This is a genomic window from Segniliparus sp., assembly GCF_051660745.1.
GTDB lineage: Bacteria > Actinomycetota > Actinomycetes > Mycobacteriales > Mycobacteriaceae > Segniliparus.
Genome location: NZ_JBOFQF010000047.1, coordinates 1 through 22,378 on the forward strand (window position 1 = coordinate 1; position 22,378 = coordinate 22,378).

General features: G+C 69.0%; 21 protein-coding genes. 12 read left to right on the top strand and 9 right to left on the bottom strand.

The window, feature by feature from the left end; genetic code table 11:
- Positions 1–244: 244 nt before the first annotated feature.
- The 5 genes from ACRC20_RS17335 (at position 245) to ccsB (ending at position 4,928) form a co-directional block, all read left to right on the top strand.
- Positions 245–877, top strand: a complete 633-nt coding sequence (locus tag ACRC20_RS17335) for a histidine phosphatase family protein (protein WP_438687643.1) — start codon at positions 245–247, stop codon at positions 875–877.
- Positions 874–1,461 carry a TlpA family protein disulfide reductase gene (locus ACRC20_RS17340; protein WP_438687644.1) on the top strand — a complete coding sequence of 196 codons (588 nt, stop codon included), beginning with the start codon at positions 874–876 and terminating at the stop codon, positions 1,459–1,461. Before ACRC20_RS17335 ends, ACRC20_RS17340 begins: the two co-directional genes overlap by 4 nt.
- Positions 1,462–1,474: 13 nt before the next feature.
- The gene (locus tag ACRC20_RS17345; RefSeq protein ID WP_438687645.1) at positions 1,475–2,269 is read left to right on the top strand and encodes a cytochrome c biogenesis CcdA family protein; all 795 of its coding nucleotides are present in this window, start codon (positions 1,475–1,477) and stop codon (positions 2,267–2,269) included.
- A gap of 112 nt (positions 2,270–2,381) precedes the next feature.
- The gene (gene resB / locus ACRC20_RS17350) at positions 2,382–3,938 is read left to right on the top strand and encodes a cytochrome c biogenesis protein ResB (RefSeq protein ID WP_438687646.1); all 1,557 of its coding nucleotides are present in this window, start codon (positions 2,382–2,384) and stop codon (positions 3,936–3,938) included.
- A gap of 48 nt (positions 3,939–3,986) precedes the next feature.
- Positions 3,987–4,928, top strand: coding sequence for a c-type cytochrome biogenesis protein CcsB (gene ccsB / locus ACRC20_RS17355; protein WP_438687647.1), 942 nt, complete (start codon positions 3,987–3,989; stop codon positions 4,926–4,928).
- 21 nt (positions 4,929–4,949) lie between these two features.
- Here the strand turns inward: ccsB and ACRC20_RS17360 are convergent, their stop codons facing one another.
- Positions 4,950–5,102, bottom strand: a complete 153-nt coding sequence (locus ACRC20_RS17360; protein WP_438687648.1) for a hypothetical protein — start codon at positions 5,100–5,102, stop codon at positions 4,950–4,952.
- 67 nt (positions 5,103–5,169) lie between these two features.
- Between ACRC20_RS17360 and ACRC20_RS17365 the strand changes: the two genes are divergently transcribed.
- Entirely contained in the window at positions 5,170–5,508 is a 339-nt protein-coding gene (locus tag ACRC20_RS17365; protein ID WP_438687649.1) for a DUF4229 domain-containing protein, read from the top strand.
- Positions 5,509–5,517: 9 nt separating this feature from the next.
- Here ACRC20_RS17365 and ACRC20_RS17370 read toward each other — a convergent pair whose 3' ends face one another.
- The 3 genes from ACRC20_RS17370 to ACRC20_RS17380 form a co-directional block, all read right to left on the bottom strand.
- Positions 5,518–6,390 carry a cyclopropane mycolic acid synthase family methyltransferase gene (locus ACRC20_RS17370; protein WP_438687650.1) on the bottom strand — a complete coding sequence of 291 codons (873 nt, stop codon included), beginning with the start codon at positions 6,388–6,390 and terminating at the stop codon, positions 5,518–5,520.
- A 118-nt stretch (positions 6,391–6,508) separates the two neighbouring features.
- Positions 6,509–7,375, bottom strand: coding sequence for a cyclopropane mycolic acid synthase family methyltransferase (locus tag ACRC20_RS17375; protein WP_438687651.1), 867 nt, complete (start codon positions 7,373–7,375; stop codon positions 6,509–6,511).
- 142 nt (positions 7,376–7,517) lie between these two features.
- On the bottom strand, positions 7,518–8,387 hold the full coding sequence (locus tag ACRC20_RS17380; protein WP_438687652.1) for a 1,4-dihydroxy-2-naphthoate polyprenyltransferase: 870 nt from the start codon (positions 8,385–8,387) through the stop codon (positions 7,518–7,520).
- A gap of 60 nt (positions 8,388–8,447) precedes the next feature.
- On the opposite strand from ACRC20_RS17380, the gene ACRC20_RS17385 reads away from it, so the two are divergent.
- Positions 8,448–10,091 (top strand): DEAD/DEAH box helicase, encoded by a 1,644-nt coding sequence (locus tag ACRC20_RS17385; RefSeq protein ID WP_438687653.1) that lies wholly within the window; start codon positions 8,448–8,450, stop codon positions 10,089–10,091.
- A gap of 15 nt (positions 10,092–10,106) precedes the next feature.
- On the opposite strand, the gene ACRC20_RS17390 is transcribed toward ACRC20_RS17385, so the two are convergent.
- A complete protein-coding gene (locus ACRC20_RS17390) occupies positions 10,107–11,090 on the bottom strand; it encodes an oxygenase MpaB family protein (RefSeq protein WP_438687654.1) in 984 nt (327 codons plus the stop codon).
- A 266-nt stretch (positions 11,091–11,356) separates the two neighbouring features.
- On the opposite strand from ACRC20_RS17390, the gene fadD5 reads away from it, so the two are divergent.
- Positions 11,357–12,922 (top strand): fatty-acid--CoA ligase FadD5, encoded by a 1,566-nt coding sequence (fadD5, locus tag ACRC20_RS17395; protein ID WP_438687729.1) that lies wholly within the window; start codon positions 11,357–11,359, stop codon positions 12,920–12,922.
- 25 nt (positions 12,923–12,947) lie between these two features.
- On the opposite strand, the gene ACRC20_RS17400 is transcribed toward fadD5, so the two are convergent.
- Entirely contained in the window at positions 12,948–14,222 is a 1,275-nt protein-coding gene (locus ACRC20_RS17400) for an FAD-dependent oxidoreductase (protein WP_438687655.1), read from the bottom strand.
- 121 nt (positions 14,223–14,343) lie between these two features.
- On the opposite strand from ACRC20_RS17400, the gene ACRC20_RS17405 reads away from it, so the two are divergent.
- Positions 14,344–15,105, top strand: a complete 762-nt coding sequence (locus tag ACRC20_RS17405; protein ID WP_438687656.1) for a hypothetical protein — start codon at positions 14,344–14,346, stop codon at positions 15,103–15,105.
- Positions 15,106–15,118: 13 nt separating this feature from the next.
- On the opposite strand, the gene ACRC20_RS17410 is transcribed toward ACRC20_RS17405, so the two are convergent.
- On the bottom strand, positions 15,119–16,048 hold the full coding sequence (locus ACRC20_RS17410) for a dienelactone hydrolase family protein (protein WP_438687657.1): 930 nt from the start codon (positions 16,046–16,048) through the stop codon (positions 15,119–15,121).
- Between the two features lie 75 nt (positions 16,049–16,123).
- Complete coding sequence (locus ACRC20_RS17415) at positions 16,124–16,750, bottom strand: TIGR03085 family metal-binding protein (protein WP_438687658.1); 627 nt, start codon at positions 16,748–16,750, stop codon at positions 16,124–16,126.
- Between the two features lie 98 nt (positions 16,751–16,848).
- Here ACRC20_RS17415 and ACRC20_RS17420 point away from each other — a divergent pair, with 98 nt between their 5' ends.
- Genes ACRC20_RS17420 through ACRC20_RS17430 form a run of 3 tightly spaced genes read left to right on the top strand, consistent with a single transcriptional unit; the run spans position 16,849 to position 18,661 of the window.
- On the top strand, positions 16,849–17,604 hold the full coding sequence (locus ACRC20_RS17420) for an alpha/beta fold hydrolase (protein WP_438687659.1): 756 nt from the start codon (positions 16,849–16,851) through the stop codon (positions 17,602–17,604).
- Entirely contained in the window at positions 17,601–18,212 is a 612-nt protein-coding gene (locus ACRC20_RS17425) for a hypothetical protein (RefSeq protein ID WP_438687660.1), read from the top strand. Before ACRC20_RS17420 ends, ACRC20_RS17425 begins: the two co-directional genes overlap by 4 nt.
- Entirely contained in the window at positions 18,209–18,661 is a 453-nt protein-coding gene (locus ACRC20_RS17430; protein WP_438687661.1) for a bleomycin resistance protein, read from the top strand. The genes ACRC20_RS17425 and ACRC20_RS17430 overlap by 4 nt, the downstream gene beginning before the upstream one ends.
- 45 nt (positions 18,662–18,706) lie before the next feature.
- Here the strand turns inward: ACRC20_RS17430 and car are convergent, their stop codons facing one another.
- Positions 18,707–22,273 (bottom strand): carboxylic acid reductase, encoded by a 3,567-nt coding sequence (car, locus tag ACRC20_RS17435; protein ID WP_438687662.1) that lies wholly within the window; start codon positions 22,271–22,273, stop codon positions 18,707–18,709.
- Positions 22,274–22,378 lie beyond the last annotated feature (105 nt).

Below are 22,378 nucleotides of genomic sequence, written 5' to 3' on the forward strand. Positions count from 1 at the left end.
CCCCCCCCCCCCCCCCCCCCCCCCCCCCCCACGGCGCGCGAGGCTCCACGGACAGCAGACCTGCGGCCAATGATGTCTTTACCTCGATGGCTACTACGTTGCCGACGCCAGAGGCGTCAAGGCGTGGTTGTTCTATGCGAACGTCAGCCGTATCAAGGACAAGTGCCCGGCTGTGTTCGCCGATGTCGTGGACAATCCCGACGCCCTCTAGAATGCCTAAGGCCACCGAATTCGAGGAGAGCAGATGACCCAGACCGGCGACGAGCAGATCGTCCGCACGATCGTCCACGTGATGCGCCACGGCGAGGTGCACAACCCGACGGGGGTGCTCTACGGCCGCCTGCCCGGCTTCTACCTCTCGGAGCGGGGCCAGCAGCAGGCGAAGAAAGTGGCCGAGCATCTGGCCGGGCGCGACATCAAGCGCCTTGTCGTCTCCCCGCTGCAGCGCGCGCAGGAGACCGCGAGGCCGATCTCCGAGACGCTCGGCCTTGAGATCGAGACCGAGGACGAGCTCATCGAGGCGGGCAACGTCTTCGAGGGCACCAACTTCGCCGAGGGCAAGGGCGTGCTGCTCAAGCCCCAGCACTGGTGGAAGCTGCGCAACCCCTTCAAGCCCTCCTGGGGCGAGCCGTACACGGAGATCCGCGACCGGATGGTCCGCGTGGCGACCTCCGTCCGCGACAGCGTCCGGGGCCACGAGGCGGTCATTGTGAGCCACCAGCTGCCGGTCTACACGCTGCGCCTGCACTACGAGGGCAAGGGCTTCTTCCACGACCCGCGCAAGCGCGAATGCGACCTCGCCTCGCTCACGAGCATCGTCTACGAGGGCGACGCGGTGGCGGAGATCAAGTACAGCGAGCCCAGCGCGGGGATATGAGGCAACTGTTCGTCGCGCTCGGTTGCGCGCTCGGTTGCGCGCTCGTCGCGCTCTCCAGCGCGGCGTGCGTGGTGCGCCAACCGTCCCCGAACGGGATCTTCTCCCCAGACGGGAAGCCCGAGCACTGGTACGACCCCGGCCACCGTCCGACGCTCACCGGGCCGGTCGCGGGGCCGGAGCTCGTGACCGACGCGCGCGTCTCCCTCGACGACCCGCAATTCGCCGGGAAGGCCGTGGTGCTCAACACCTGGGGGAGCTGGTGCGGTCCGTGCCGGAGCGAGACCCCCGCGCTCGAAGCCACCTACCAGGCGAAGAAAGACCAAGGCGTGGCGTTCCTCGGAGTCGACCTGCGGGAAGACTCCCGCGACAGCGCCAAAGACTATGTGCTCGACCGCAACGTGTCGTACCCGTCGATCTACGACCCGCCGGGACGCTCGCTTCTGGGCCTCTCGGCGCACGTCTCAACGAGCGCGGTCCCGACGACCGTGGTGCTCGACCGCGCGCACACGGTCGCGTGGGTGCATATCGGGGCCGTGAGCCAGACAGTGCTCGAGCCCGTGCTGGACAAGGTGCTCGCAGAATGAATGAGATGGCACAGTGAGCCTCGGCGCGACCTTCGAGCAGGCGGCCGCCTCGGGGCCGATCCTGTTGGCCTTGGGCGCGTGCGCGCTCGCAGGCCTGGTCTCGTTCGCGTCGCCATGCGTGCTGCCGCTCGTGCCGGGGTACGTGTCCTACCTCGCGGGCCTCGTCGGGGTGAGCGTGGACGGCACAGGAGCAGAGGGCGCAAAGCTGCGCGGCGCGGGGGCGAGGTCGAGAGCGGCGTTGGGAGCCGGGCTCTTCGTCCTGGGCTTCAGCCTGGTCTTCCTGTTGGAGACGGCGCTGGTCTTCGGCCTGGCAGACCAATTCGCCCTGCACCGCGAGACGCTTTCGCGGATCGGCGGCGCGGTGACGATCCTCCTCGCGCTGGTCTTCCTCGGCTGGCCGCCCATCCTGGGCAGGGAGGCCCGACTCGCGCCTCGGCCGGTGGCGCACCTCGGCGGGGCGCCGTTGCTCGGCGCGGTCTTCGCCCTCGGCTGGACCCCGTGCATCGGCCCGACGCTCGGCGTGGTCGTGTCCTCCGCGCTGGCGACGGACGGCGTCGACGCCGTCCGAGGCGCGGGGCTGGTCCTCGCCTACTGCCTCGGGCTCGGCGTGCCGTTCCTCCTCGTGGCGATCGGCTCCGCTGCCATGGCCAGCGCCACGAGCTGGCTGCGCGACCACGCCAGGGCCGTGCGGATCGTCGGCGCGGCGACGATGGCGCTCATCGGCCTGCTGCTCGTCACCGGGCAGTGGGACGCCGTCGTCGGGCAGCTGCGGTCCGGTATAGGGGCGGAGTACGTCTCGCCGATATGATCGCTCGCACCCTGGCGGCGATCTGCCGCGTTATCGGAGTCTCGCGCACCCCCACCGCCCATGTGCGCGTCGACTCCTGCTGCCTCGCATCTCATCCGCCAGGATCACGAGCATGATCTCCTTCCTCCGCAATAGCTGGCGGGCGCTGACCAGCATGCGGACCGCGCTCTTGCTCCTGTTCCTGCTCGCTGTGGCGGCCGTGCCTGGCGCGATCTTGCCGCAGAAGGACCTGAACATCGGCAAGGTCGACCGTTGGATCCAGGACCATCCCGGCGTCGGCCCATGGATGGACAAGCTCAAGTTCTTCGAGATCTTCGTCTCCCCGTGGTTCACCGCGATCTACGCGTTGCTCTTCGTCTCTTTGGTGGGGTGCCTCGCCCCCCGCCTGGTCGAGCAGTTCAAGCAGTTGCGCGCGCCCCTCACCGCGACCCCGCGCAACCTCTCCCGGCTCCCGCACCACGCCCGGCTGCGGCACGCCGGGGCGGAGAGCGCGCTGGCCCAGGTGCGGGCCGTGCTGCGCGGCTGGCGCCACGAGGTCCGCGAGACGGCGGAGGGCTGGGAGCTGTCCGCCGAGCGGGGCTTCCTCCACGAGGCGGGCAACCTGCTCTTCCACTTCGCCCTGCTCGGGATCCTCGTCGCGATCGCGCTCGGCAGGCTGTGGGGCTACGAAGGCACCCGGACGTTGATCGCGGGCGACAACGAGGCGGGTTTCTGCAACACGTCGACCTCGGTCTACGACTCGTTCCGGGGCGGACTGCTCGAAGACGGCACCGACCTCGACCCGTTCTGCCTCCAAGCCAGGAGCTTCCACGAGAAGTTCCTCGCGAACGGCCAGCCGGACGACTTCCAGTCGGATGTCGCCTACCAGCTGCCTGCGGACTTCGCGGGCGGGGGCTGGCACGGCTACCAGCTCAAGGTGAACCATCCGCTCCGGGTGGAGGGCCTGCGGGTCTACCTCATGGGCCACGGCTACGCGCCAACGTTCACCGTCACCTGGCCAGGCGGCCCGGACGGGCAGCGCCGGACCGAGACCGTGCCGTTCATCCCGCAGGACGGGGCCACGTTCCTCTCCAGCGGCGCCGCGCGGTTCGACCCGCCAGCGGGCATGTGGCCCGATCTCGGGGAGCGGGACAAGCACGGCGTCGCGCTCGAAGGGCTCTTCGCGCCGAGCGCCGGGCTGCACGGGACGCTGTTGACCTCGCTCTCGCCCGAGCTCACCGATCCGGGCGTGGCGATCGACGTGTACGAGGGCGACACGGGCCTCAATTCCGGGCGTCCCCAGTCTGCGACCGCGCTCGACCATCGGCTGGTCGAGTCGGGCAAGCTTGTCCGGCAAGCGCGCAAGAACCTCATGGCGGGGGAGTCCGTGACGTTGCCGGACGGGGTGGTCGTCCGGTTCGACGGCGTGCAGCAGTGGGTGTCGTTGCAGGTGTCCAAGGACCCGGCGCAGCTGTGGGTGCTGCTCTTCGCGCTGACGATGGTGTCCGGCCTTGTGGGCTCGCTCGTCGTTCGCCGCAGGCGCGTCTGGGCCAGGTTCGAGGCAGGGACGCTAGAGCTGGGCGGACTGGCGCGCACCGACCAGGCGGGCTGGCACGGCGAGTTCGACGAGCTGGTCAGAAGGATCGAGCAGAGGCTGCGAGAAAGCGCGGCAGGGCCGACTCAGGCGTGACGCTCTACTACGTGCGGTAGTCTGAGTAGCTATGAGAAGGAGCGCCCCATGCCGGTGAACGAAACGCTGGCCGGGTACGCCGGAGTCGCCTTCGGCGCTGCCCTCACCTGCTACGTGGTGGCGTTCGTCGCGTTGCTTTTCGAGTGGGCGCGGGCGGTCAAAGAACAGCCCGCCGAAAAGGAGCTCGTCGCCGTCGGCGCTGCGCAGAAGCCCGGCGTGGTGAGCGCGCCGAACCAGGGCGCGACCCGGACGGCGGGGGAGCGGGCAGGCCGGGCGGGGTTCGCCGCGATGATCCTCGGCTGGGTGTGCCACGTCTTTGTGCTGCTGTTGCGCGGATTCGCGGCGGGCAGGCCCCCATGGGGGAACATGTTCGAGTACATCACCCTCGCCACAGCGGCGGGCCTCTTGGCGGCGATGGTCCTCCTGCGCTCGGACGCGACCAGGCGGGGCCTCGTCTTCGCGCTCGGCCCTGCGGTGGTGCTCATGTACATCGCCGGGAAGTGGCTCTACACCCCGACCGCGCCGGTCGTGCCAGCGCTGAAGTCGTACTGGCTCGCCATCCACGTCTCTATCATCTCCACGGCGACCGGGGTGTTCCTCGTCTCCGGGGTCGCCAGCGCGCTGTACCTGGCCCGCGAGCGGTTCAAAGACACGGCATGGGGCTCTCGCCTGCCGCAGGGGGAGGTGCTGGACCGAGTCGCCTACCAGGCGGCGGTGTTCGCGTTCCCGCTGTTCGGGATCGGCGTCATCTGCGGCGCGATCTGGGCGGAGTCCGCATGGGGCAGGTTCTGGGGCTGGGACCCCAAGGAGACCGTCTCGTTCGTGGTCTGGGTGATCTACGCGGCGTACCTGCACGCGCGGGCGACAGCAGGCTGGAAAGAGCAGCGGGCGGCGTTGATCAACCTCGTCGGCTTCGGCATGCTGATTTTCAATCTCTTCTACGTGAACCTGGTGCAGTCCGGGCTGCACAGCTACACGGGCCTGAACTGAGCCGAGCTCGCTCCTAGGCCGCTACTCCTGGTCGCGCTGGATGCGGTTGCGCAAATCCAGCAAGAAGTCGGGGTCGTCGTCGGGAGCGAGCACTCTGCGCTGCTGCGCCGGGCGTGCCCGCCACAGCAGCACCACGACCACAGCGATCGCCAACGCGGCTATGAGGTACGCCATGTCTTCCAGAATAGCCCGTTCACCCGCTGTTCGCGTCGGCTCCCCTTTTTGAACTACGCTGTGTGACATGTCGGACCCCACCACTGGCCCTGCTGCTTCGGGCAAAGGCCGTTTCGCCGCGAGCGTCGCCGGATACCTGCTGATGCGCTTCGCGCTCCTCGTCGTCGTCGCCGCATTGGTCTACGGGATCGGCAGGCTCATCGGCGTTGAGGTGCCAGTGATTGTCGCGCTCCTCTTCTCGGGCGTCGCCTCGATGCCGCTGTCCTGGCTCCTGTTCAACCGGTACAGCGCGAAAGTCGGCTCCGGCATGGCGGAGGCGGACGCGCATCGCCGCTCGGAGCGCGCCACGCTGCGCGCCCAGCTCGCGGGGGAAGGCCAGTCCAAGGACGGCTCGAAGGACTCGTGAGGCGAGCCGCTACTTCACGAGGGTGAACTGGATAACGTCGTTGAAGCCGAGCTTGAAGCTCTCCGAGCTGCCGGTGAGATACCGGATGTAGCGGTCGTAGACCACTTGTCCGCCGATGGCGAGCGCCTCGTCTTTATGGGCTTCGAGGTTCGCCACCCAGATGTCGAGGGTGCGGGCGTAGTGCGGCTGGAGGGGCTGCTCGCGTTCGAGGGCGAAACCGGCCTTCGCGGAGAGCTCGCGGACGTCCCTCGGGTTGGGGAGCTGGCCGCCGGGGAAGATCTCTTTCGCGATGAACAGGGCGAAGCGCAGCCGTTCTGAGCTGTAGTAGAGGCCTTTGGCGGCGAGCTCGTCCATGTCCTCAAGGGTGATGGTGTGCAGGAGCATGCGCCCGTCGGCGGGCAGCAGCCGGTGGGTCTTCTCGAAGAACGCGGTGTGGCGCTCTTTGCGGAAGTGCTCGAAGGCGCCGATGGAGACGATACGGTCGACGGGCTGGTCGAACTCCTCCCAGCCTTGCAGGCGGACTTCGGCAGTGCGGCCGTTGGGGTTGGGGAGCTTGGCGAGCTCGTTGTTGACATGCGCGTGCTGGTTCTTGCTCAACGTGAGGCCGATGACGTTCACGTCGTATTTGGCCAGGGCCCGTTTGATGGCGGTGCCCCAGCCGCAGCCGATGTCGAGGAGGGTCATGCCGGGCTTGAGGTCCAGCTTGCCGAGGGCGAGGTCGACCTTCGCGAGCTGCGCCTCTTCGAGGGTCATGCCGTCGCGCTCGAAGTACGCGCAGCTGTACGTGCGCGTCGGGTCGAGGAACAGCGCGTAGAAGTCGTCCGAGAGGTCGTAGTGCGATTGCACGTCCGCATAGAACGGTTCGAGGTCAGTCTGTGCCACGTTGCACCTTGACTTTCGCGCCTCGCTCAAGCAGGGGAGGCGTGCCTGGAGCTGCGGGGATTTGCGCTCATGTGAAGGCTAACACACCCATGCGCGGAACGCTAGGAAACGCGTGCGACTACTTCACGAGCGTGAACTGCATGACGTCGATGCTGCCGTCCCAGAAGCCGACGGCGCAGCCGTTGAGGTAGCGGATGTAGGTGTCGTAGACCTCTTGGCCGCTGATCGCCACGGCTTTCTCCCGCTTCTCGGCCAGGGACCAAGACCAATGGTCGAGGGTGCGGGCGTAGTTGATGTTCAGAGAGTGCTCGCGCTCGAGGGAGAAGCCGGCCTTCGCGGAGAGCTCGTGCACCTTCTTCGGGTTGGGGAGCTGGCCGCCGGGGAAAATCCGTTTCGCGATGAACAGGCCGAAGCGCAGCCGCTCGGAGGTGGGGTTGATGCCCTTCGCGGCGAGCTCGTAGAGGTCGAACGAGACGATGGTGTGCAGGAGCATGCGCCCGTCGGCGGGCAGCAGCCGGTAGGTCTTCTCGAAGAACGCGTCGTGGCGCTCGCGGCGGAAGTGCTCGAAGGCTCCGATGGAGACGATGCGGTCGACGGGCTGCTCGAACTCCTCCCAGCCTTGCAGTCGGACTTCGGCGGTGCGGCCGTTGGGGTTGGGGAGCTTGGCGAGCTCCTCGGTGACGTGGGCGTGCTGGTTCTTGCTGAGGGTCAGGCCGATGACGTTCACGTCGTATTTGGTCAGCGCGCGCTTGAGCACCCCGCCCCAGCCGCAGCCGACATCGAGGAGGGTCATGCCGGGCTTGAGGTCCAGCTTGCCGAGGGCGAGGTCGATCTTCGCGAGCTGGGCCTGTTCGAGGGTCATGTCCTGGCGCTCGAAGTACGCGCAGCTGTACGTGCGCGTCGGGTCGAGGAACAGGGCGTAGAAGTCGTCCGAGAGATCGTAGTGCGACTGCACGTCTTCGTAGAAGGGCTTCAAGTCAGACATTCGGGGGCCTTCGCCTGCCACACGGTTGAGGGGTGGCATTTCCTCGGCTCCGACCACAGCGTCCAAGCCTTTCAGAAGGCTACAACATCGTGTGCGATGTTCTGTGCGTGACGCGCGATACGTGTGGCGCGCGCAGCGCGGGCTAGCCGAGGAACAGCGCGGCGGAGGCGATGGCGGACCAGGCCAGCATGCTCAAGTTCGTGGCGCCGAGGACTGCGACGAGCGTGGGCCCCTCTGCTCCCCGGCGCACCGCCATGGCGGGGCCGACGAGGAGCAGGGCGGCGGCGAGGGACAAGATCGCCATGGGCTGGCGCGCGGCGAGCGCGGCGGAGACCAGGAAGGGCGCGACGGCCAGCCCCAAGTACAGGTACCGCGTCCGGGCCTGGCCGAGCCGGACCGCCAGCGTGCGTTTCCCGCTCTGGGAGTCCCCTTCGATGTCGCGGAGGTTGTTCACCGCCAGCACGGCAGCCGAGAACGCCCCGGCGCCGACGGCGCAGAGCACGCCTGTCGTGTCGATCGTGCCCGATTGGGAGAGCTCGGTGCCGAGCACGGCGGCGAGCCCGAAGCAGAGGAACGCGGCGACTTCGCCGAACCCCTGGTAGCCGTAGGGGTTGGAGCCTCCGGTGTAGAACCAGGCGGCGAGCAGGCAGCAAGCGCCAAGGGCCACAAGCCACCACGTGCTGGTCGCGGCGAGGGCAATGCCCGCCGCGCAGGCGACGGCGAAGCTCAGGACGGCGGCCCGCAGCACCGCCTTCGGGCTCGCGGCGCGCGAGCCGACCAGGCGCATCGGCCCGACCCGGTTGTCGTCGGTGCCCCGGACGCCGTCCGAGTAGTCGTTGGCGTAGTTCACTCCGACGATGAACCCGACGGAGACGACGAGCGCCAGCAATGCCTTCCACCAGACGAACCCGCCGAGCGCCGCGGCGGCTCCCGAGCCGAGCAGCACCGGGGCGACAGCGTTCGGGAAAGTGCGCGGGCGGGCTCCTTGCGCCCACTGCCTGAGTGTTGCCATGGGCCGATCATTCCCTATTCATTAGGCGAAAGCGCTCTCGCCCCGGTAGACTTTCGCCTAGTGAGCTCAGAATCTCCGGCGGACGTCACCTTCGCCGACCTCGAATTGCATCCAGCGGTGTTGAAAGCGGTGCAAGAAGTCGGCTATGAGACGCCTTCGCCGATCCAAGCCCAGACCATCCCGGCCCTGCTCGACGGACACGATGTCGTCGGCCTCGCGGCCACCGGCACCGGGAAGACGGCGGCCTTCGCCTTGCCCGTCCTCTCGCGGATCGACCCGAAGCTGCGCAGGCCGCAGGCGCTGGTCCTCGCGCCGACGCGCGAGCTCGCGCTGCAAGTGTCCGAGGCCTTCGGCCGCTACGCATCGAAGTTGCCGCAGGTCTCCGTGGTCTGCATTTACGGCGGCGGCTCGTACCCGGTGCAGCTGCAGGCGCTGGGCCGGGGCGCGCAGGTGGTGGTCGGCACCCCGGGGCGCGTGGTGGACCACCTCGAACGCGGGACCCTCAAGCTCGACGGGCTGAAGTTCCTCGTGCTCGACGAGGCCGACGAGATGCTCAAAATGGGCTTCCAGGAGGACGTGGAGCGGGTGCTCGCCTCTGCCTCGGAGGACAAGCAGGTGGCGCTTTTCTCGGCGACGATGCCGGGCGCGATCCGCAAGATCTCCAAGACATACCTGCGCAACCCCGTCGAGGTGACCGTCAAGTCCGCGACGACGACTTCGGAGAACATCGAGCAGCGGTACACGCTGGTCGCGCACCATCGCAAGCTGGACCTCTTGACCCGGATCCTGGAGGTCGAGCCGTTCTCGGCGATGATCGTCTTCGTCCGCACCAAGCAGGCGACCGAAGAGCTCGCCGAGCGGTTGCGCTCGCGGGGCTTCACGGCCCGCCCGCTCAACGGCGACATCGCGCAGTCGGCGCGCGAGCGCACCGTGTCCGCGCTGCGCGAGGGGAAGATCGACATCCTGGTGGCGACGGACGTCGCGGCCCGAGGCCTCGACGTCGAGCGGATCAGCCACGTCTTCAACTACGACGCGCCGCATGACACAGAGTCGTACGTGCACCGCATCGGGCGGACCGGCCGGGCGGGCCGCACGGGGGTCTCGTACCTCTTCGTCACCCCCCGCGAGCGCTCCATGATCAATGCGATCGAGCGGGCGACCCGCCAACCCCTCGCCGAAGCTCCGCTGCCGACGGTGGCGGACGTGAACGCGGGCCGGATCGCGAAGTTCCGGGACTCGATCACCGAGGCGTTGTCCCTGCCGGGGGTGGAGCAGTTCCGCAGGCTCGTCGAGGACTACGAGCGCGAGAACGACGTGCCGATGGCCGACATCGCCGCCGCGCTCGCGGCGCAGACCCGCAGCGGGGAGGAATTCCTGCTCAGCGAGGACCAGGAGGACTTCCAGCCGAAGAAGGGGCCCAGGGGCGAATACCGCGACGACCGGGGCGGTCGAGAAAGCCGTGGCGGCGGCCAGGACGGCCGCAGGTCCGGCTTCCACAAGCGGGGCCCCGGCGGCTTCGGGAGCCGCTCGGAGGGTTTCTCCTCCGGCGGGTCCGGGCGGCGCGACTTCGGCGGCCGCCGCGAGCAGCGCGGCGGCTGGGAACCGCGCAGCGGCGGCGGCGAGTCGCGCGGCGGTTGGGAGCCTCGGGGCGGCGGCGACAAGGGCGGACGCAAGGGCGGCGGTCCCCGCCGAAGCGGTTGGTGAGCTAGCCGCCGCGCCCTAGAAAGGGCATCCGGCGGCTTTGCGGGCCCTGCGGGCGTGTTTGTCGTTGGCGGTGAAGTCGTCGAGCTCTCGCTCGCGCATCGTGTTCACGATCCGTTGGTGTTTGCGCGCGTGGTAGGCGAGCGGCGCGAATGTGGCGCGCTCTGGAAGGACGCGGTGCGCGGCGCGGATCAGCCTGCCGAGCAGCTGCAGCTGCCGCTCGTCCCGCGCGCTCCACTCGATTTCGAGGATCGTCCGGATCTGCGGCGGCATCACCCCGGCGTAGAGCAGGCGCAAGACGTGCATGCCTGTCTTCGCGACCGGCTTGGCCAGCGGCCACAGCGCCGAGGGGATCTGCGGGGGCTTGCGGAGGCTCGTCCGGAAGTTGTGCACGATGTTCCTCGCCACCGTGGTGTTCTCCAGCGCTTGGCCCGTCATCCGGTCGAGGTAGCGCGCGAATTCGGCACGGGTCGCGGGGAATTCGTTCTCGGGCACTTGGAGGCAGCGGGCGATGGTCCGGATCTCCTGGAAGAGCTGTTCTTCCTCGGCTTCGTCGTACCGGCGGCCGAGCAAGAGGGGAGCCGCCCACACGCTGGACACGAACGCGGTGGCGACCACCCAGCCGTACGCCTCCGGGTTGAGGGCGCTGATGTGCTTGCCCTTCGCGTCGGCCATCTGCAGGGGCCGGTGCATCTCGCGTAGCCAGTAGCCCTGCTCGATCGCGGCTTTGCCGCCGTAGAACCATTGCAGCACGGCGTCGAAAGAGCGCACGCCGCGTCCGGCCGGGTCGGTGTCGTAGACCGAGTAGCGGTCCACCACCGCGCCGATCACCGGGTGCATCGTCTGGAGGATGAAAGCCGCGCTGTTGACCGGCAGTCCCACCCATCGTCCCGCGACGTCTCCCATGAGGCCCAAGGGGTCCACGAGGTCTGGCACTGGCTGGACCCAGTTTTGCCGCTCGCTCTCGGCGGCCGGTCGGTCCTGGTCGAAGACGGCGGTCATAGTTGCTCCTCGGTGCGTTCGGGCTGCGATGTCATGTTAGTAATAGGATATGTTCGTAACATACCAGGTTACAAGAGCGCAGTTTGAGAGATGGGCGTCACGTATGTGGCGCGGAACTCTTTTTGACCAGAAAATCAAGTGTTGCCCAGCACATTTGCAAAACGATGTGAGTGTAAGCTCTCTTCTGCCTCGTACCCCGCCGACCAAACCGAGAAGGGAAAGCTGTGACCACAGTCCTGCGTCACGACGACCACCAGAACAACGCGGTGCTCGACCCTGACCGCCAGCCATTGCGCTCCAGCCACAACACGTGGGCTGCGAGCGTCGCCCGGCACGCCCAGATGCGCCCCGGCTCGGCAGCCTTCCGCTTCCAGGGCGCGACCACGACGTGGGCCGAGGCCGAAGACAGGACGAGCAGGCTCGCGGAGCGCCTGCGGCAGGGCGGCGTCGGCGTCGGCGACCGGGTTTTGGTGCTGATGCTCAACCGGCCGGAGTACATCGAGACGGCGATCGCGGTGGGCAGGCTCGGCGCGATCTCTGTGCCGGTGAACTTCCGGCTCGCCCCGGCCGAGGTGGCGTTCATCGCCCGCGACAGCGGCGCCCGCGCGATCGTCACCGACGTCGTCCTGGCGCAGTTGGCGCGCGCCGTGGTCGCAGAAGTCCCCGAGCTGTCGTTCGCGATCGGCGTGGGGGTCGAGGCGGGCGACGGCCTCGTGCCGTACGCCGAGGCCGTGGCGGGCGGCAGGCTGGAGCACGAGCGGGCGACGGCGGACGACGAGCCCGCGTTCATCATGTACACCTCGGGCACCACGGGCAAGCCGAAAGGCGCCGTGCTGACCCACGCCAACCTGCACGGCCAGGCCTTGACGTCCATCTGCGCCTTCCAATCCCGCGCGGAGGAGGAGGTCGCGTTCGTCGCGGCGCCGATGTTCCACATCGCGGGCCTGGGGAGCATCGGCCCCGACCTGGTGCTCGGCTTCCCGACCGTGATCCATCCGACCGGCGGATTCGACCCGGCCCAGGTCCTGGACTCCCTCTCGGCGGAAAAGATCACGACGACATTCTTCGTCCCGACCCAGTGGCAGGCGCTCTGCGCGGAGCAACGCGCCAGGCCGAGGGAGCTGAGCCTTCGGATCATCTCGTGGGGCGCCGCTCCGGCTTCGGACGAGCTCCTGCGCGAGATGGCCGAGGTCTTCCCGGACGCGGACAACGTCGCGGTGTTCGGCCAGACCGAGATGTCGCCGATCACCTGCGTCCTTGAGGGCAAAGACGCGATCCGCAAGCTCGGCTCGGTCGGCAAGGTCATCCGGACCTTGGAGGCGCGAGTGGTGGACGACGAGATGAACGACGTGCCGCAGGGCGAGATCGGCGAGATCGTCTACCGGGGACCCACGATGATGCGCGAGTACTGGAACAACCCGAGGGCGACGGCAGAGTCGTTCGAGGGCGGCTGGTTCCACTCCGGCGACCTCGTGCGCGTGGACGAGGACGGGTTCGTCTTCGTCGTCGACCGCAAGAAGGACATGATCATCTCCGGCGGCGAGAACATCTACTGCGTCGAGGTGGAGAACGTGCTCAGCGGGCACCCGCAGGTGGCCGAGGCCGCAGTCGTCGGCCGGGCGCACGAGAAATGGGGCGAGGTGGTCGTCGCGGTGATCGCCCCGCTCCCCGGCGCGGGCGCCGAGGCGCTCACCGCTGCGGGGCTCTCCGCCTGGCTGGACGACAAGCTCGCGCGCTACAAGCACCCGAAAGACGTCGTGATCGTCCCCGCGCTCCCGCGCAACGCCAGCGGCAAGGTGGCCAAGGGCGACTTGCGCGCCCAGGTCGGCTGAGGCGGGCGAGCCCAGGACTGCGCGATCAGCTCTGCGGCCTGCGGGCCCATTCTGGCGCGTGCTCGGGCAACGGGCCGATGGCGATGAAATAGCCGGGGACGACCTGGAGCGCGGGGAAGCGCGTGATCACCCGCAACACGAACGGCTTGGGCTTGTTCGGGTCTGGCGGCGCGGTCGGCTTCGGCGCGCCGATCTTCGAGAACAAGGCTCGGTGCGCGAACTGCTGGAAGCCTTGGACCACGGCGGTGGGGAAGAGGCGGCGCCTGCGCACTTTGGCGAGCTCTTGGCCGGAGACGGGCGGGCCGCCCGCTTGCGCCCGCTTGAGCGGCTCGGCCAAGATCCGCGCCGCCGCCACGCCGTCTTGCACCGCGAGGTTGATCCCGACCCCGCCGACCGGGGACATCGCGTGCGCGGCGTCGCCGATGGCGAGCAGGCCCGGCACATGCCAATGCCCGGGCAGCCGGTTGAGCTGGACGTCGAGCAGCTTCGCCTCGTCGAGGCTCGTCACCGTGCTCATCCGGTCGGCGAGCCAGGGCACGAGCGCCCCGACCCGCTCCCGGAACTTCTCCACGCCTTCTGCGCGCAGCGCGCCATCGGCGCCTTTCTGGATGAGGTAGGCGATCTGGTAGTAGTCGCCCCGGTCGATGATCGCCATGCCTTGCCCGTTCGAGAACCGGCCCGTCACCCCCGCGACATCGATCCCCTCGACCCTGGGCACGCGGAACCACCACACGTCGATCGGGGCGCCGAAGGACTTCGGGGAGAGGCCTGCCGCCGTCCGCAGCGTCGAGACGCGTCCGTCGGCGGCCACGACGAGCGCCGCTCGCAGCTCGCCGGGCACGCCGTCGCGGCGGTAGGCGATCCCCGCGACCCGGCCGTCCTCCATGATGGTCCCGGTCGCCTCGGCTTTCATCCAGAGGCGGAACGAGGGCTCTTGCTCTCCGGCTTCCGCGATGAGCTTCAAGAAATCCCATTGGGGGATGAAGGCGATGTGCTTGTGCGGTCCGGGCAGCCGGCGCAACGCGCCGAGCGGGGTCGGCCCGGAGTCCAAGATGAACTGCGCCGAGTCGATGAACCGCGCGTTGAGCTTTTTGAACTTCTCCCCGAGGCCCAGCTCGTCGAGCAGCGTCAAGGTGCTGGCATGCACCGTGTCGCCCCGGAAGTCGCGCAAGAAATCGCCGTGCTTCTCAAGGACGACGACATCGACCCCGGCCCTGGCGAGCAAGAGCCCGAGGATCATCCCCGCAGGGCCGCCGCCGACGATCGCGCAGGTCGTCGTGTTTGTGGTTGCCTCGGCCATGGCGGTTCCTTCCTCTTGGATCCGAGCTTAGCCTTCGCCCCGCCTTCACCCGGAGAAACGCGGCAGGTGCAGTACAATTGCCCGTCAATCGGCGAGACAGGGGACGAGAGGAGCGCGAGATATGGCCCGTCGGGGAACGGCGCTGCCGCTCGCGCTGCTCGCCGTGGGGACAGCGGTGCTGGCGGGCTGCGAGCGGCCTGTTCCGGCGAGCGGGGCGGCTGCCGCGAGCATCGATCGCACAGGCCCCTCGGCCTCGGCGGTCCGGCTTGCGCCCGGGCAGCTCGCCATGCGCCCGGACGGCGAGCTGTTCGCGCTGCTGCCGACGCAGGAGGACTTCCCGGCGGACGCGTTTTTGACCCCGAGCCCCGCAGACTCGGGCGGGGCGCAGCAGTCTGCGGAGCGCAAGCTTCCGGAGACGGACCCGCCAGGCTGCGCGGCTGGCAATCCGGCAGGGTTGCGGGCGAGCAGCGTGGCCGCATCATTGGCCTCGGAGGAGGCGGGCAAGCGCGCCGTGGCGCTGTCCATCGGGAAGCTGACGGCGGGCCAGGACGAAACGCGGACGGTCAAAGACTGGGTCGCCCGGTGCGGGCATTACCGCACCCAGCCGAGCTTCGGCGGGGTCGAGGGCGACGAGGCGGTGACGCTGGTCCCGCAAGACTCCCCGGACCTCGGGCTCGACGAGATTGTCTCCTACGAGCAGCGCACCACGGGAAGGGTCCGGACCACCGGCAGCGACCAAGAGACGGACGTGGACGAGCGTGTCGTCACCGTGTTCGGCCAGCTTCGCGGCGTGTTCGTCTCGGTCTCATGGCTCGACGACCAAGACCGCGATCTCGCGGCGCGGCTGTTCGAGGGCCTTGTCGACCGTGTTCGCTCCGCCTAGCCAGACGGATTGCTCACGCGAGGTATTTCTTGAGCCAGAAGACCAGCTGCTGCCACGCGTCGTTGGCCGCGACGGGGACGTAGCGGGGGCCGGTGTCGTTGAAGAAGGCGTGGTTGGCGTTGCGCTCCACCACGATCGCATGGGCGAGCCCTGCCGCTTTGAGCGAGTTCTCCGCCGCCGCGCGGCTCGCGTTGACCCGTGCGTCCTGCTCGCCGTAAAAGGCGATCACCGCCGCGCCGCTCCCTCGGAAGTCCACGAGCGCGTCGGGCGGCCCCTCCTCGTGCAGCGGCCCGTAGAACGGGGCGCCGACGGCGACCCTCGGGTCTTTCGTCAGCAGCAGCTGCCAGGTCAGGCCGCCGCCGAAGCAGAAGCCCATGACCGCGAGCTTCTTGCCAGGCTCGCGCCGGGCAAGCTCGTCGAGGCCGGATTTCAGGTCCTCGGCGAACCGCTCGGACGATGCGGCCATCAGCGCTTTGGTCGCCTCGTCCTGGCTCGCGAACGCCGAGGTGCCGCCCTCCTCGGACAACAGGTCGATGGCGAGCGCCGAGAAACCAACCCCCGCGAGGCGGCCGGGGATGGTCTTGATGTGGTCGGTGAGGCCTCGGTTCTCGTGGATCACCAGCACGGCGCCTTGCGCGTTCGGAGCCTCCGACCACGCGCCGAGCAGCTCGCCCCGAGCGCCGGGGAAGGCAATGGGCTCCACCGCGAGCGCGTCCTGCGCGCCAGGCGGGGGCGCCGAGGGGGATGCGGCGGTCGCAGGGACGCCCGCCCGCTCGCTCTCGTGGGCAGACTGGCGGCCTGCGGGCGCGCAGGCGGCGATGAGCGCGGCGGCCGCGGCGGCGGAGAGGCCCAATCCGGTCAGCCTCCCGAGGGCCTCGCGGCGAGAGAGAACACCTTCCGCGCAATCGGTGGCGATTTCTTCGGCGATGTACTTCTGGAACATCACCCCATCCTATGCAGAGGACGTGATGCGTGGCGCTGGAAACCAGCCAGAGCAAAGACCCATGCGGGCCGGGCGCTAGAGGCCGCGCTTGGCCTGCGCCACGCCGATCAACGCCGAGGCCGTGCCGTCGAGCGTGATGTTGGCGGGCTCGCGCCCGAACGCGAAGAGCAAGAGCTCCTCGACTTCGCCGATGACGGACACCGGCTCGCCGCCGCTGCCGCCCCGCGCCACGGTCTCGCCCTGCGGCGTCACGAGCGAGACATCGCCCGGGGTTCTTTTCAACGAGACCGAGCCAAGGGTCCGCAACGGGCGGACGAGCGCTTTGCGCAGCCCCTGGCTGATCGTCCGGGGCTGGAAGCCGGGCTGCGCCCGCGCGATGTCCTCGGTGTGGACGAACATCTCGACCAAGTTCGCGGAGCGGTCGACCAGCGCGAACGGGGAGTACCACGCGGGGCCCGAGGCGACGGTGTCGAGCAGCGTCTCCCAGTCGCGGGCCACGACGCGCAGCCGCAGGCGCTCGCTGTGCGCGGCGAGCTTTGGCACGAAGATCCCGGCGGTCGCGTCGACGCGCAGCGACTCGCGCAGGACGAGATGCGCGAGGAGGTCGCGAACAGTCCAGCCTTCGCAGAGGGTCGGCGCGTCCGGGCCTGCCGCGCGCGCCGCGCTCACCAAGGCCGCTCGTTCGTTCTGGGAGAAAGTCATGCGGCCAGTCTAAGACGGGCGGGAAGAGCGCGGAGGCCGTGGCCGAGATTGGTACAGTGAGATGATCAGTTTCGTCTTGCGAGCGTCAGGAGAGGCCGATGCCGAAGTTCTTGCTGCTGCGGGGACTCAGTCGGGAGAGCCGCCACTGGGAAGATTTCCCCGAGCTGCTCGAAAGCAGGCTCGGGGCGACCACGACAAGCGTGGACGCCCCTGGGTTCGGCTCGGAGCACCGCCGAGTCTCGCCGCGCACGATCGCGGGCATCACCGACGACATCAGAGAGCGGTTCGGCCAAGGCGGCGCGGACTGGACGTTCGTGGGGATCTCGCTCGGCGGCATGGTGGCGCTGGACTGGTGCGCCCGCTACCCCGAGGACTTCGGCCGCGTCGTGATCATCAACTCCAGCACTGCCGCGACGCCGCTCTTCCGCCGTTTCTCGCCCGCCGCGCTTCCCGACATCGCGCTGGGGCGGTTCAAATCCGACGTCGAGGCGGAGCTGGCGATCCTGGCGATGTCGGCGAACCATCCCGAGATCGACCGGACCGACCTCGCCGAGCGGTGGGCGGGCTATCTCGCCGAGCAGCGCCCGTCCAGCACCAGCCTGGCCAACCAGATCATCGCCGCCGCCCTTTTCCCCATGCCGAAGCAGGTGAGCACGCCCGCGCTGGTGCTCGCTGCTCGACAGGACCGGATGGTCTCGGCCTCCTCGTCCGAGACCATCGCGGCGCGGCTTGGAGCCCCGATCCGCTACCACGAGACGGCAGGGCACGACCTGACCCTGGACGACGGCCCGTGGGTCGTGGACCAGATCGCGGCCTGGCTCGGGAACCCTGCGGACGAAAAGGCCTCGTTATGACTTCTGCCGGGCAGGGGCTCCCGTTCTCCTCCGACGCCGAGGCCATCGTCTGGTGCGCGCGACTGCGCAGCGACACCTTGCGCACAGACGTGCTGGGCAGGGCAGGCCTGCGTCGCCGGAACGAGGCGTTCGCCGAGCTGTCCAGGGTCTTCCAAGCCGCGCCCGCCCCGAAGCCGTTCGACGGGAACACGGACATCGGCCTTGTGGCGGCCCCGCTGGGCCCGCCGGTGGACGCGGTGGTCCGCCTCTTCTTCAACACCGGGTTCTGGCTGCACAAGAAGTTCGACGCGAGCGAGCGCCGGGGGATCAACGGCTTCCCGAGATGGTTCCGCCCGCTCGCCCCGCTCGTCTTCCCCCGGGGCGGCTTCTTCGCGGACGGGGGCGGGCTCTGGGGCGTGCGCTTCTCGAACGAGCTGGCGCAGAGCCTCGCCTTCCCCGGCAAAGAGGTGTTCACCATCGATTACCGGGACCCCGGGACGACGCTCGTGATGCGTCCTGCCGTCGACGAGGCCGTGCAGATCTCGCCGAACGTGTCGCTGTGCCTCGGGCTCGCGGTCGTCGCAGGGCGGCCCGTCAAGCTGCTGTGGTTCACATTGACCCGCGCGTGAGCCCCCTCGCCCCCGGTCCCGCGCTCGTCCCCGAGCTGCTGGTCGCCGACACGCGCAGAAGCATCGAGTTCTGGTGCGGGCTCTGCGGGTTCGCGGTCGACTACCAGCGCCCAGAAGAGGGCTTCGCGTACCTCTCGCTCGGCGCCGCGCACATCATGCTCGAGCAGGTCGGCTTCGGCAGGAACTGGATCACCGCGCGCCTGGAGCCGCCATTCGGGCGAGGAGTCAACTTCCAAGTCGGCGTCCCGGCTGTCGACCCGATCCTCTCGGCGCTCCACCGGGCAGGCTATCCGCTGTTCATGCCGCCTGAGACGAAGTGGTACCGCGTCGGCGGCCACGAGGAAGCAGGCGTGCGGCAGTTCCTCGTCGCCGACCCCGACGGGTACCTCGTCCGCTTCCAAACATCCCTCGGCCGCCGCCCGGCCGCCCAACAGGGAGCCGCGCCCTAGCCGGGGCGGGCGAGGGGAGCGCTCTGCGGAGCTCCCTCGCCCGCGCTACAGCAGCCCGAGCTGCTTGATGTCGTCGGCGTACTTCACGATGAGCGCCTTGTCCAGATGCGGCACGTCGTGCTCTTCGCCGATCTTCGCCTCCTGGACCGAAGAATGGAAATTCTTGGTCTGGAACGGCGAGCCGTCGATCGCCAAGCCGGGCTCGGCGAACCCGTGCAGCAGCGGGAGCACCGAGTGCTGGCGCTGGGCCTCGGGCAAGCCGCGCAGCGAAGTCTCGAACCGGGACAGCCATTCGGCGTAGTCGTCGATCCGCGAGATCGGGTGCCCCGCCTCGACGAGCCAGTCGACGAACTCGTCGTACCCGATCCCGTCGTGGTGCGGGTTGAACACGTCGAAGCTGCGGTAGCCGTCCGTGCCCGCCAGTCCGAGCTCCGTGATCGCCTCGGCGGTGAAGTCCACCGGGATGCCGTCGTAGTGGGCCCGCTGCCGTTCGCCCCCGGCGCCCAGCTGGTAGAAGGACTTCGGCGCGATCCCGGTGGCCAACAGGCTCAGGATCAGGCGGGTGAACTGGTCGGGGACGTTGAGCTGCCCGGTGTACTTGCGGTGGGCGAGGATCATGTCCGAGCGGAACACCCGGACCGGCAGGCCCGTCAGCTCGTATGCCTCGCGCAGCAGCACCTCGCCCGCCCACTTGCTGTTGCCGTAGCCGTTCGCGTAGCCCTCGTCGATCGAGCGCTCGGCGCTCACGTCGCGGATGTCGCCGTCCTCCTCGAAGGCCGAGGGCTCGATGCCCGCCGCGACCGCCACCGTGGAGAGGTAGGTGACCGGCTTGAGCCGCTTGGTGAGCGCGAGCTTGGCGACCTCTGCCGTGCCGACCACGTTCGGGCCGAACAGCTGGGTGTACGGCAGGACGTGGTTGACCAGCGCGCCGGAGTGGACGACAAGGTCGACCTCCTCGGCGAGCCGGTCCCAGTCCGCCTTGCGCAGGCCGAGGTCGGCGTCGCTGAAGTCGCCCGCGAGCACTTCGAGGCCCTTCTCGGAAAGGCCCTGGTAGTGCGCCAAGAGGGCGGGGTCGCCGCTCTCGAAGGCGGAGTCGAGCCGCTCCTTGGCGGCCTTGTCGTCCTTGCCGCGCACGATGGCGACGACTTTGCCGCCCTGTGGCACGAGGCGCTCCAGCCAGGTCAGGGCGAGGAATCGCCCGAGCCAGCCGTTCGAGCCGGTGAGGAGCACAGTGCGCACCTCGCCTGTGGGGCGGGGCAGGGACGGGGCTGCGGCGAGGACGTCCGCGTCGAGGAACTTCTCCAGCTTCAGGTCGCTCGCGCGGATCGTCGTCGAGCCCGCGCCGTGCACGCTCGCGAAGGTCGGGCGGCCGTCGTCGGAGGAACGCTGCTTCTCGATGTGCGCCGCCACGCCCCGCAGGTTGTTCGCGGCGCTCACGATGACGCTCACCGGCACGTCGACCTGGAAGATCTCGTGCAGGAAGTTGGAGTAGGTGAGCGCGGAGAGCGAGTCGCCGCCGAGATCGGAGAAGTGGGCCTCGGGGTCGACCTCGGCGGTGGAGGCGCCGAGCAGCGCGGCGGCCGCCCGTTGCACGGTTTCGAGCACCGGACGGTCGCCCGCGCCGACGCGGATCGAGCGCAGCTCGCCCGCCTGGCTCTCGGCGAGCGAGGCGTACAGCGCCTCAAGCCGCTCGCCGTAGCGCTCCTTCACCTTCGGGCGCAGCGTCTTCCCCGCGTCGGAGAGGATGCCGTTCTCGATGGTGAACGGGTCGGTCTCGATGATGAAGTCGCGCGGCACCTCGTAGGACTGCAGGCCCTCCTCGCGGGCGATCTTCTGCAGCGACTCGCCGAGCGCGGACTTGACCGCCTCGCCGTCGCCGTGCTTCGCGAGCGTCTCCGGGGTCGGGACGACGACAGCGAGGAGGTAGGAGCGCTCGCTGGAGCCGTAGACCGAGATCTGGCGCACGAGGGTGCTCGTGCCGTAGACCGCCTCCAATTTCGACAGCGCGACGAATTCGCCCTGCGAGAGCTTGAGGACGTTCTTGCGCCGGTCGACGTAGACGAACTTCTCGGGGGCGACTTCGGCCACCACGTCGCCGGTGAGGTAGAAACCGTCCTCGTCGAAGACCTCTGCGGTCACGTCGGGGCGTTTGTAGTAGCCGGGGAGGATGGTCTTGGTCTTGATGGCCAGCTCGCCCCGGGGGTGCGGGGTGTCGGTGGCGAAGTAGCCGAGCTCGGGCACGTCGATCAGCTTGTAGTCGGTCACCGGGGGCTTGACGAGGCGGCCGTCGCGCCACACGGGGCCCGCCTCGGTCGATCCGTAGCCGTCCACGAGGTGGACCTGCAGCAACGACTCGACGAACGCGGTGAGCTCCGCGGACAGCGGAGCCGAGCCGGAGCCCGCGGTGAGGACTCGCCCGCCGAGGAGCTTCTCGCGCAGCTCGGCCTTCACCGCCTCCGCCTGGGGCGTGCCGTCGAGCGCGCCCTGCTTGTCCAGCTCGCTCTGGTAGTGCTGGTAGATCATCTCGGAGATGCGCGGCACCGCGAAGAACCGTGTCGGCCGCGCGAGCGAGAAGTCCTCGAAGAACGTGGACAGGTCGCTCTTGGCCACGAAGTACGTGATGCCGCCGCTGGAGAGGGTGCCCATGAGGCCGATCCGCCCCGCGACGTGGCTGAGCGGCAAGAAGTTGACCATGATGTTCGGCGTGTCGACGACGTCGTCGCCCTCGCCGAAGGCATTGTCCCAAATGCCGCCCCAGAACTGGGCGACGTTGCGCTCGGGGTACATCGCGCCCTTCGGGGTGCCTGTGGACCCCGAGGTGTAGATGAGCAGGGACAACGACTCGTCACCCTCCGTGGTGGCGGGCGGCAGCGCGACCTCGGGGAGGCCGTGGCCGCGTGCGACCACCTCGTCGAGCGTGTCGACGACGACGGCGCTGCCCGCCTCGGCGAGCTGCTGTCGGGCGGCCTCGACCGCCTCGCGGTCGCCGTCCACCCCAGGCCGGTAGTCGAAGACGAGAAGCCTGCGCACGGACGGGGTCGCGAGCGTGGTCGCGACGGCGTTGTCGAGGTATTCGACGCTCGACCCGAAGACGGAGGGCGCGGTCTCCTCGGTGATGGCCGCGAGCGTCGCGAGCGTCGCGCCGGTCTGCAGCGGCACGGATGTGAGGCCGAGCAGCACAGCCGCGATGTCCAAGGTTGTGTAGTCGGTGCTGGTGAAACCGATGGTCGCGAAGAACTCCCCGGCCTTGACCGGCGCCTCGGCGTGGTGGGCCAAGTCGCTCGCGACCGCCCGCGCCCGCGCCAGCAGCTCGCGGTACGTCACCGTTTCGTATGCGGGCTGCAGCACGGCTTCAGCCCGTCCGGTGATGGGATCTTTTGTGACTGCAAAAGCGCGCTGGCCGAGGGCCGGGCGGTCTCCGTAGCCCGTGAGGAGGGCTTCGACGCGCTGGGCGAGCCGCAGCTCCGGGCGAGTCGCGCGCTTGGCGATCTCCCTGTCCGGCATGGCGAGGGCGGCCTGCGCGTCGGTGGCGAGGAGTTCGGCGACGCGCTGGGCGAGGCTCTGTCCGAGCGGCGCGCCCTGCGCGCCTCCAGCTGAGTTCGACTGGGTCATGAGGATCCTTCCTTCATCGCGGTTCTGTCGCAGCGCGGGGCCTGCGGCGTCGGAAACTATAGTTTCGCTTCCCTAACTGTATACCTGGACCAGGGTCGAAAGTAC

Bases quoted from the DNA above. Each gene is read 5' to 3' on its own strand.
- ACRC20_RS17425 (WP_438687660.1), top strand. From the start codon at position 17,601: ATGACTTCTGCCGGGCAGGGGCTCCCGTTCTCCTCCGACGCCGAGGCC.
- car (WP_438687662.1), bottom strand. From the start codon at position 22,273: ATGACCCAGTCGAACTCAGCTGGAGGCGCGCAGGGCGCGCCGCTCGGA.
- ACRC20_RS17420 (WP_438687659.1), top strand. From the start codon at position 16,849: ATGCCGAAGTTCTTGCTGCTGCGGGGACTCAGTCGGGAGAGCCGCCAC.
- ACRC20_RS17415 (WP_438687658.1), bottom strand. From the start codon at position 16,750: ATGACTTTCTCCCAGAACGAACGAGCGGCCTTGGTGAGCGCGGCGCGC.
- ACRC20_RS17340 (WP_438687644.1), top strand. From the start codon at position 874: ATGAGGCAACTGTTCGTCGCGCTCGGTTGCGCGCTCGGTTGCGCGCTC.
- ccsB (WP_438687647.1), top strand. From the start codon at position 3,987: ATGCCGGTGAACGAAACGCTGGCCGGGTACGCCGGAGTCGCCTTCGGC.
- resB (WP_438687646.1), top strand. From the start codon at position 2,382: ATGATCTCCTTCCTCCGCAATAGCTGGCGGGCGCTGACCAGCATGCGG.
- ACRC20_RS17390 (WP_438687654.1), bottom strand. From the start codon at position 11,090: ATGACCGCCGTCTTCGACCAGGACCGACCGGCCGCCGAGAGCGAGCGG.
- ACRC20_RS17365 (WP_438687649.1), top strand. From the start codon at position 5,170: ATGTCGGACCCCACCACTGGCCCTGCTGCTTCGGGCAAAGGCCGTTTC.
- ACRC20_RS17375 (WP_438687651.1), bottom strand. From the start codon at position 7,375: ATGTCTGACTTGAAGCCCTTCTACGAAGACGTGCAGTCGCACTACGAT.
- ACRC20_RS17400 (WP_438687655.1), bottom strand. From the start codon at position 14,222: ATGGCCGAGGCAACCACAAACACGACGACCTGCGCGATCGTCGGCGGC.
- ACRC20_RS17410 (WP_438687657.1), bottom strand. From the start codon at position 16,048: ATGTTCCAGAAGTACATCGCCGAAGAAATCGCCACCGATTGCGCGGAA.
- ACRC20_RS17360 (WP_438687648.1), bottom strand. From the start codon at position 5,102: ATGGCGTACCTCATAGCCGCGTTGGCGATCGCTGTGGTCGTGGTGCTG.
- ACRC20_RS17405 (WP_438687656.1), top strand. From the start codon at position 14,344: ATGGCCCGTCGGGGAACGGCGCTGCCGCTCGCGCTGCTCGCCGTGGGG.
- ACRC20_RS17335 (WP_438687643.1), top strand. From the start codon at position 245: ATGACCCAGACCGGCGACGAGCAGATCGTCCGCACGATCGTCCACGTG.
- ACRC20_RS17380 (WP_438687652.1), bottom strand. From the start codon at position 8,387: ATGGCAACACTCAGGCAGTGGGCGCAAGGAGCCCGCCCGCGCACTTTC.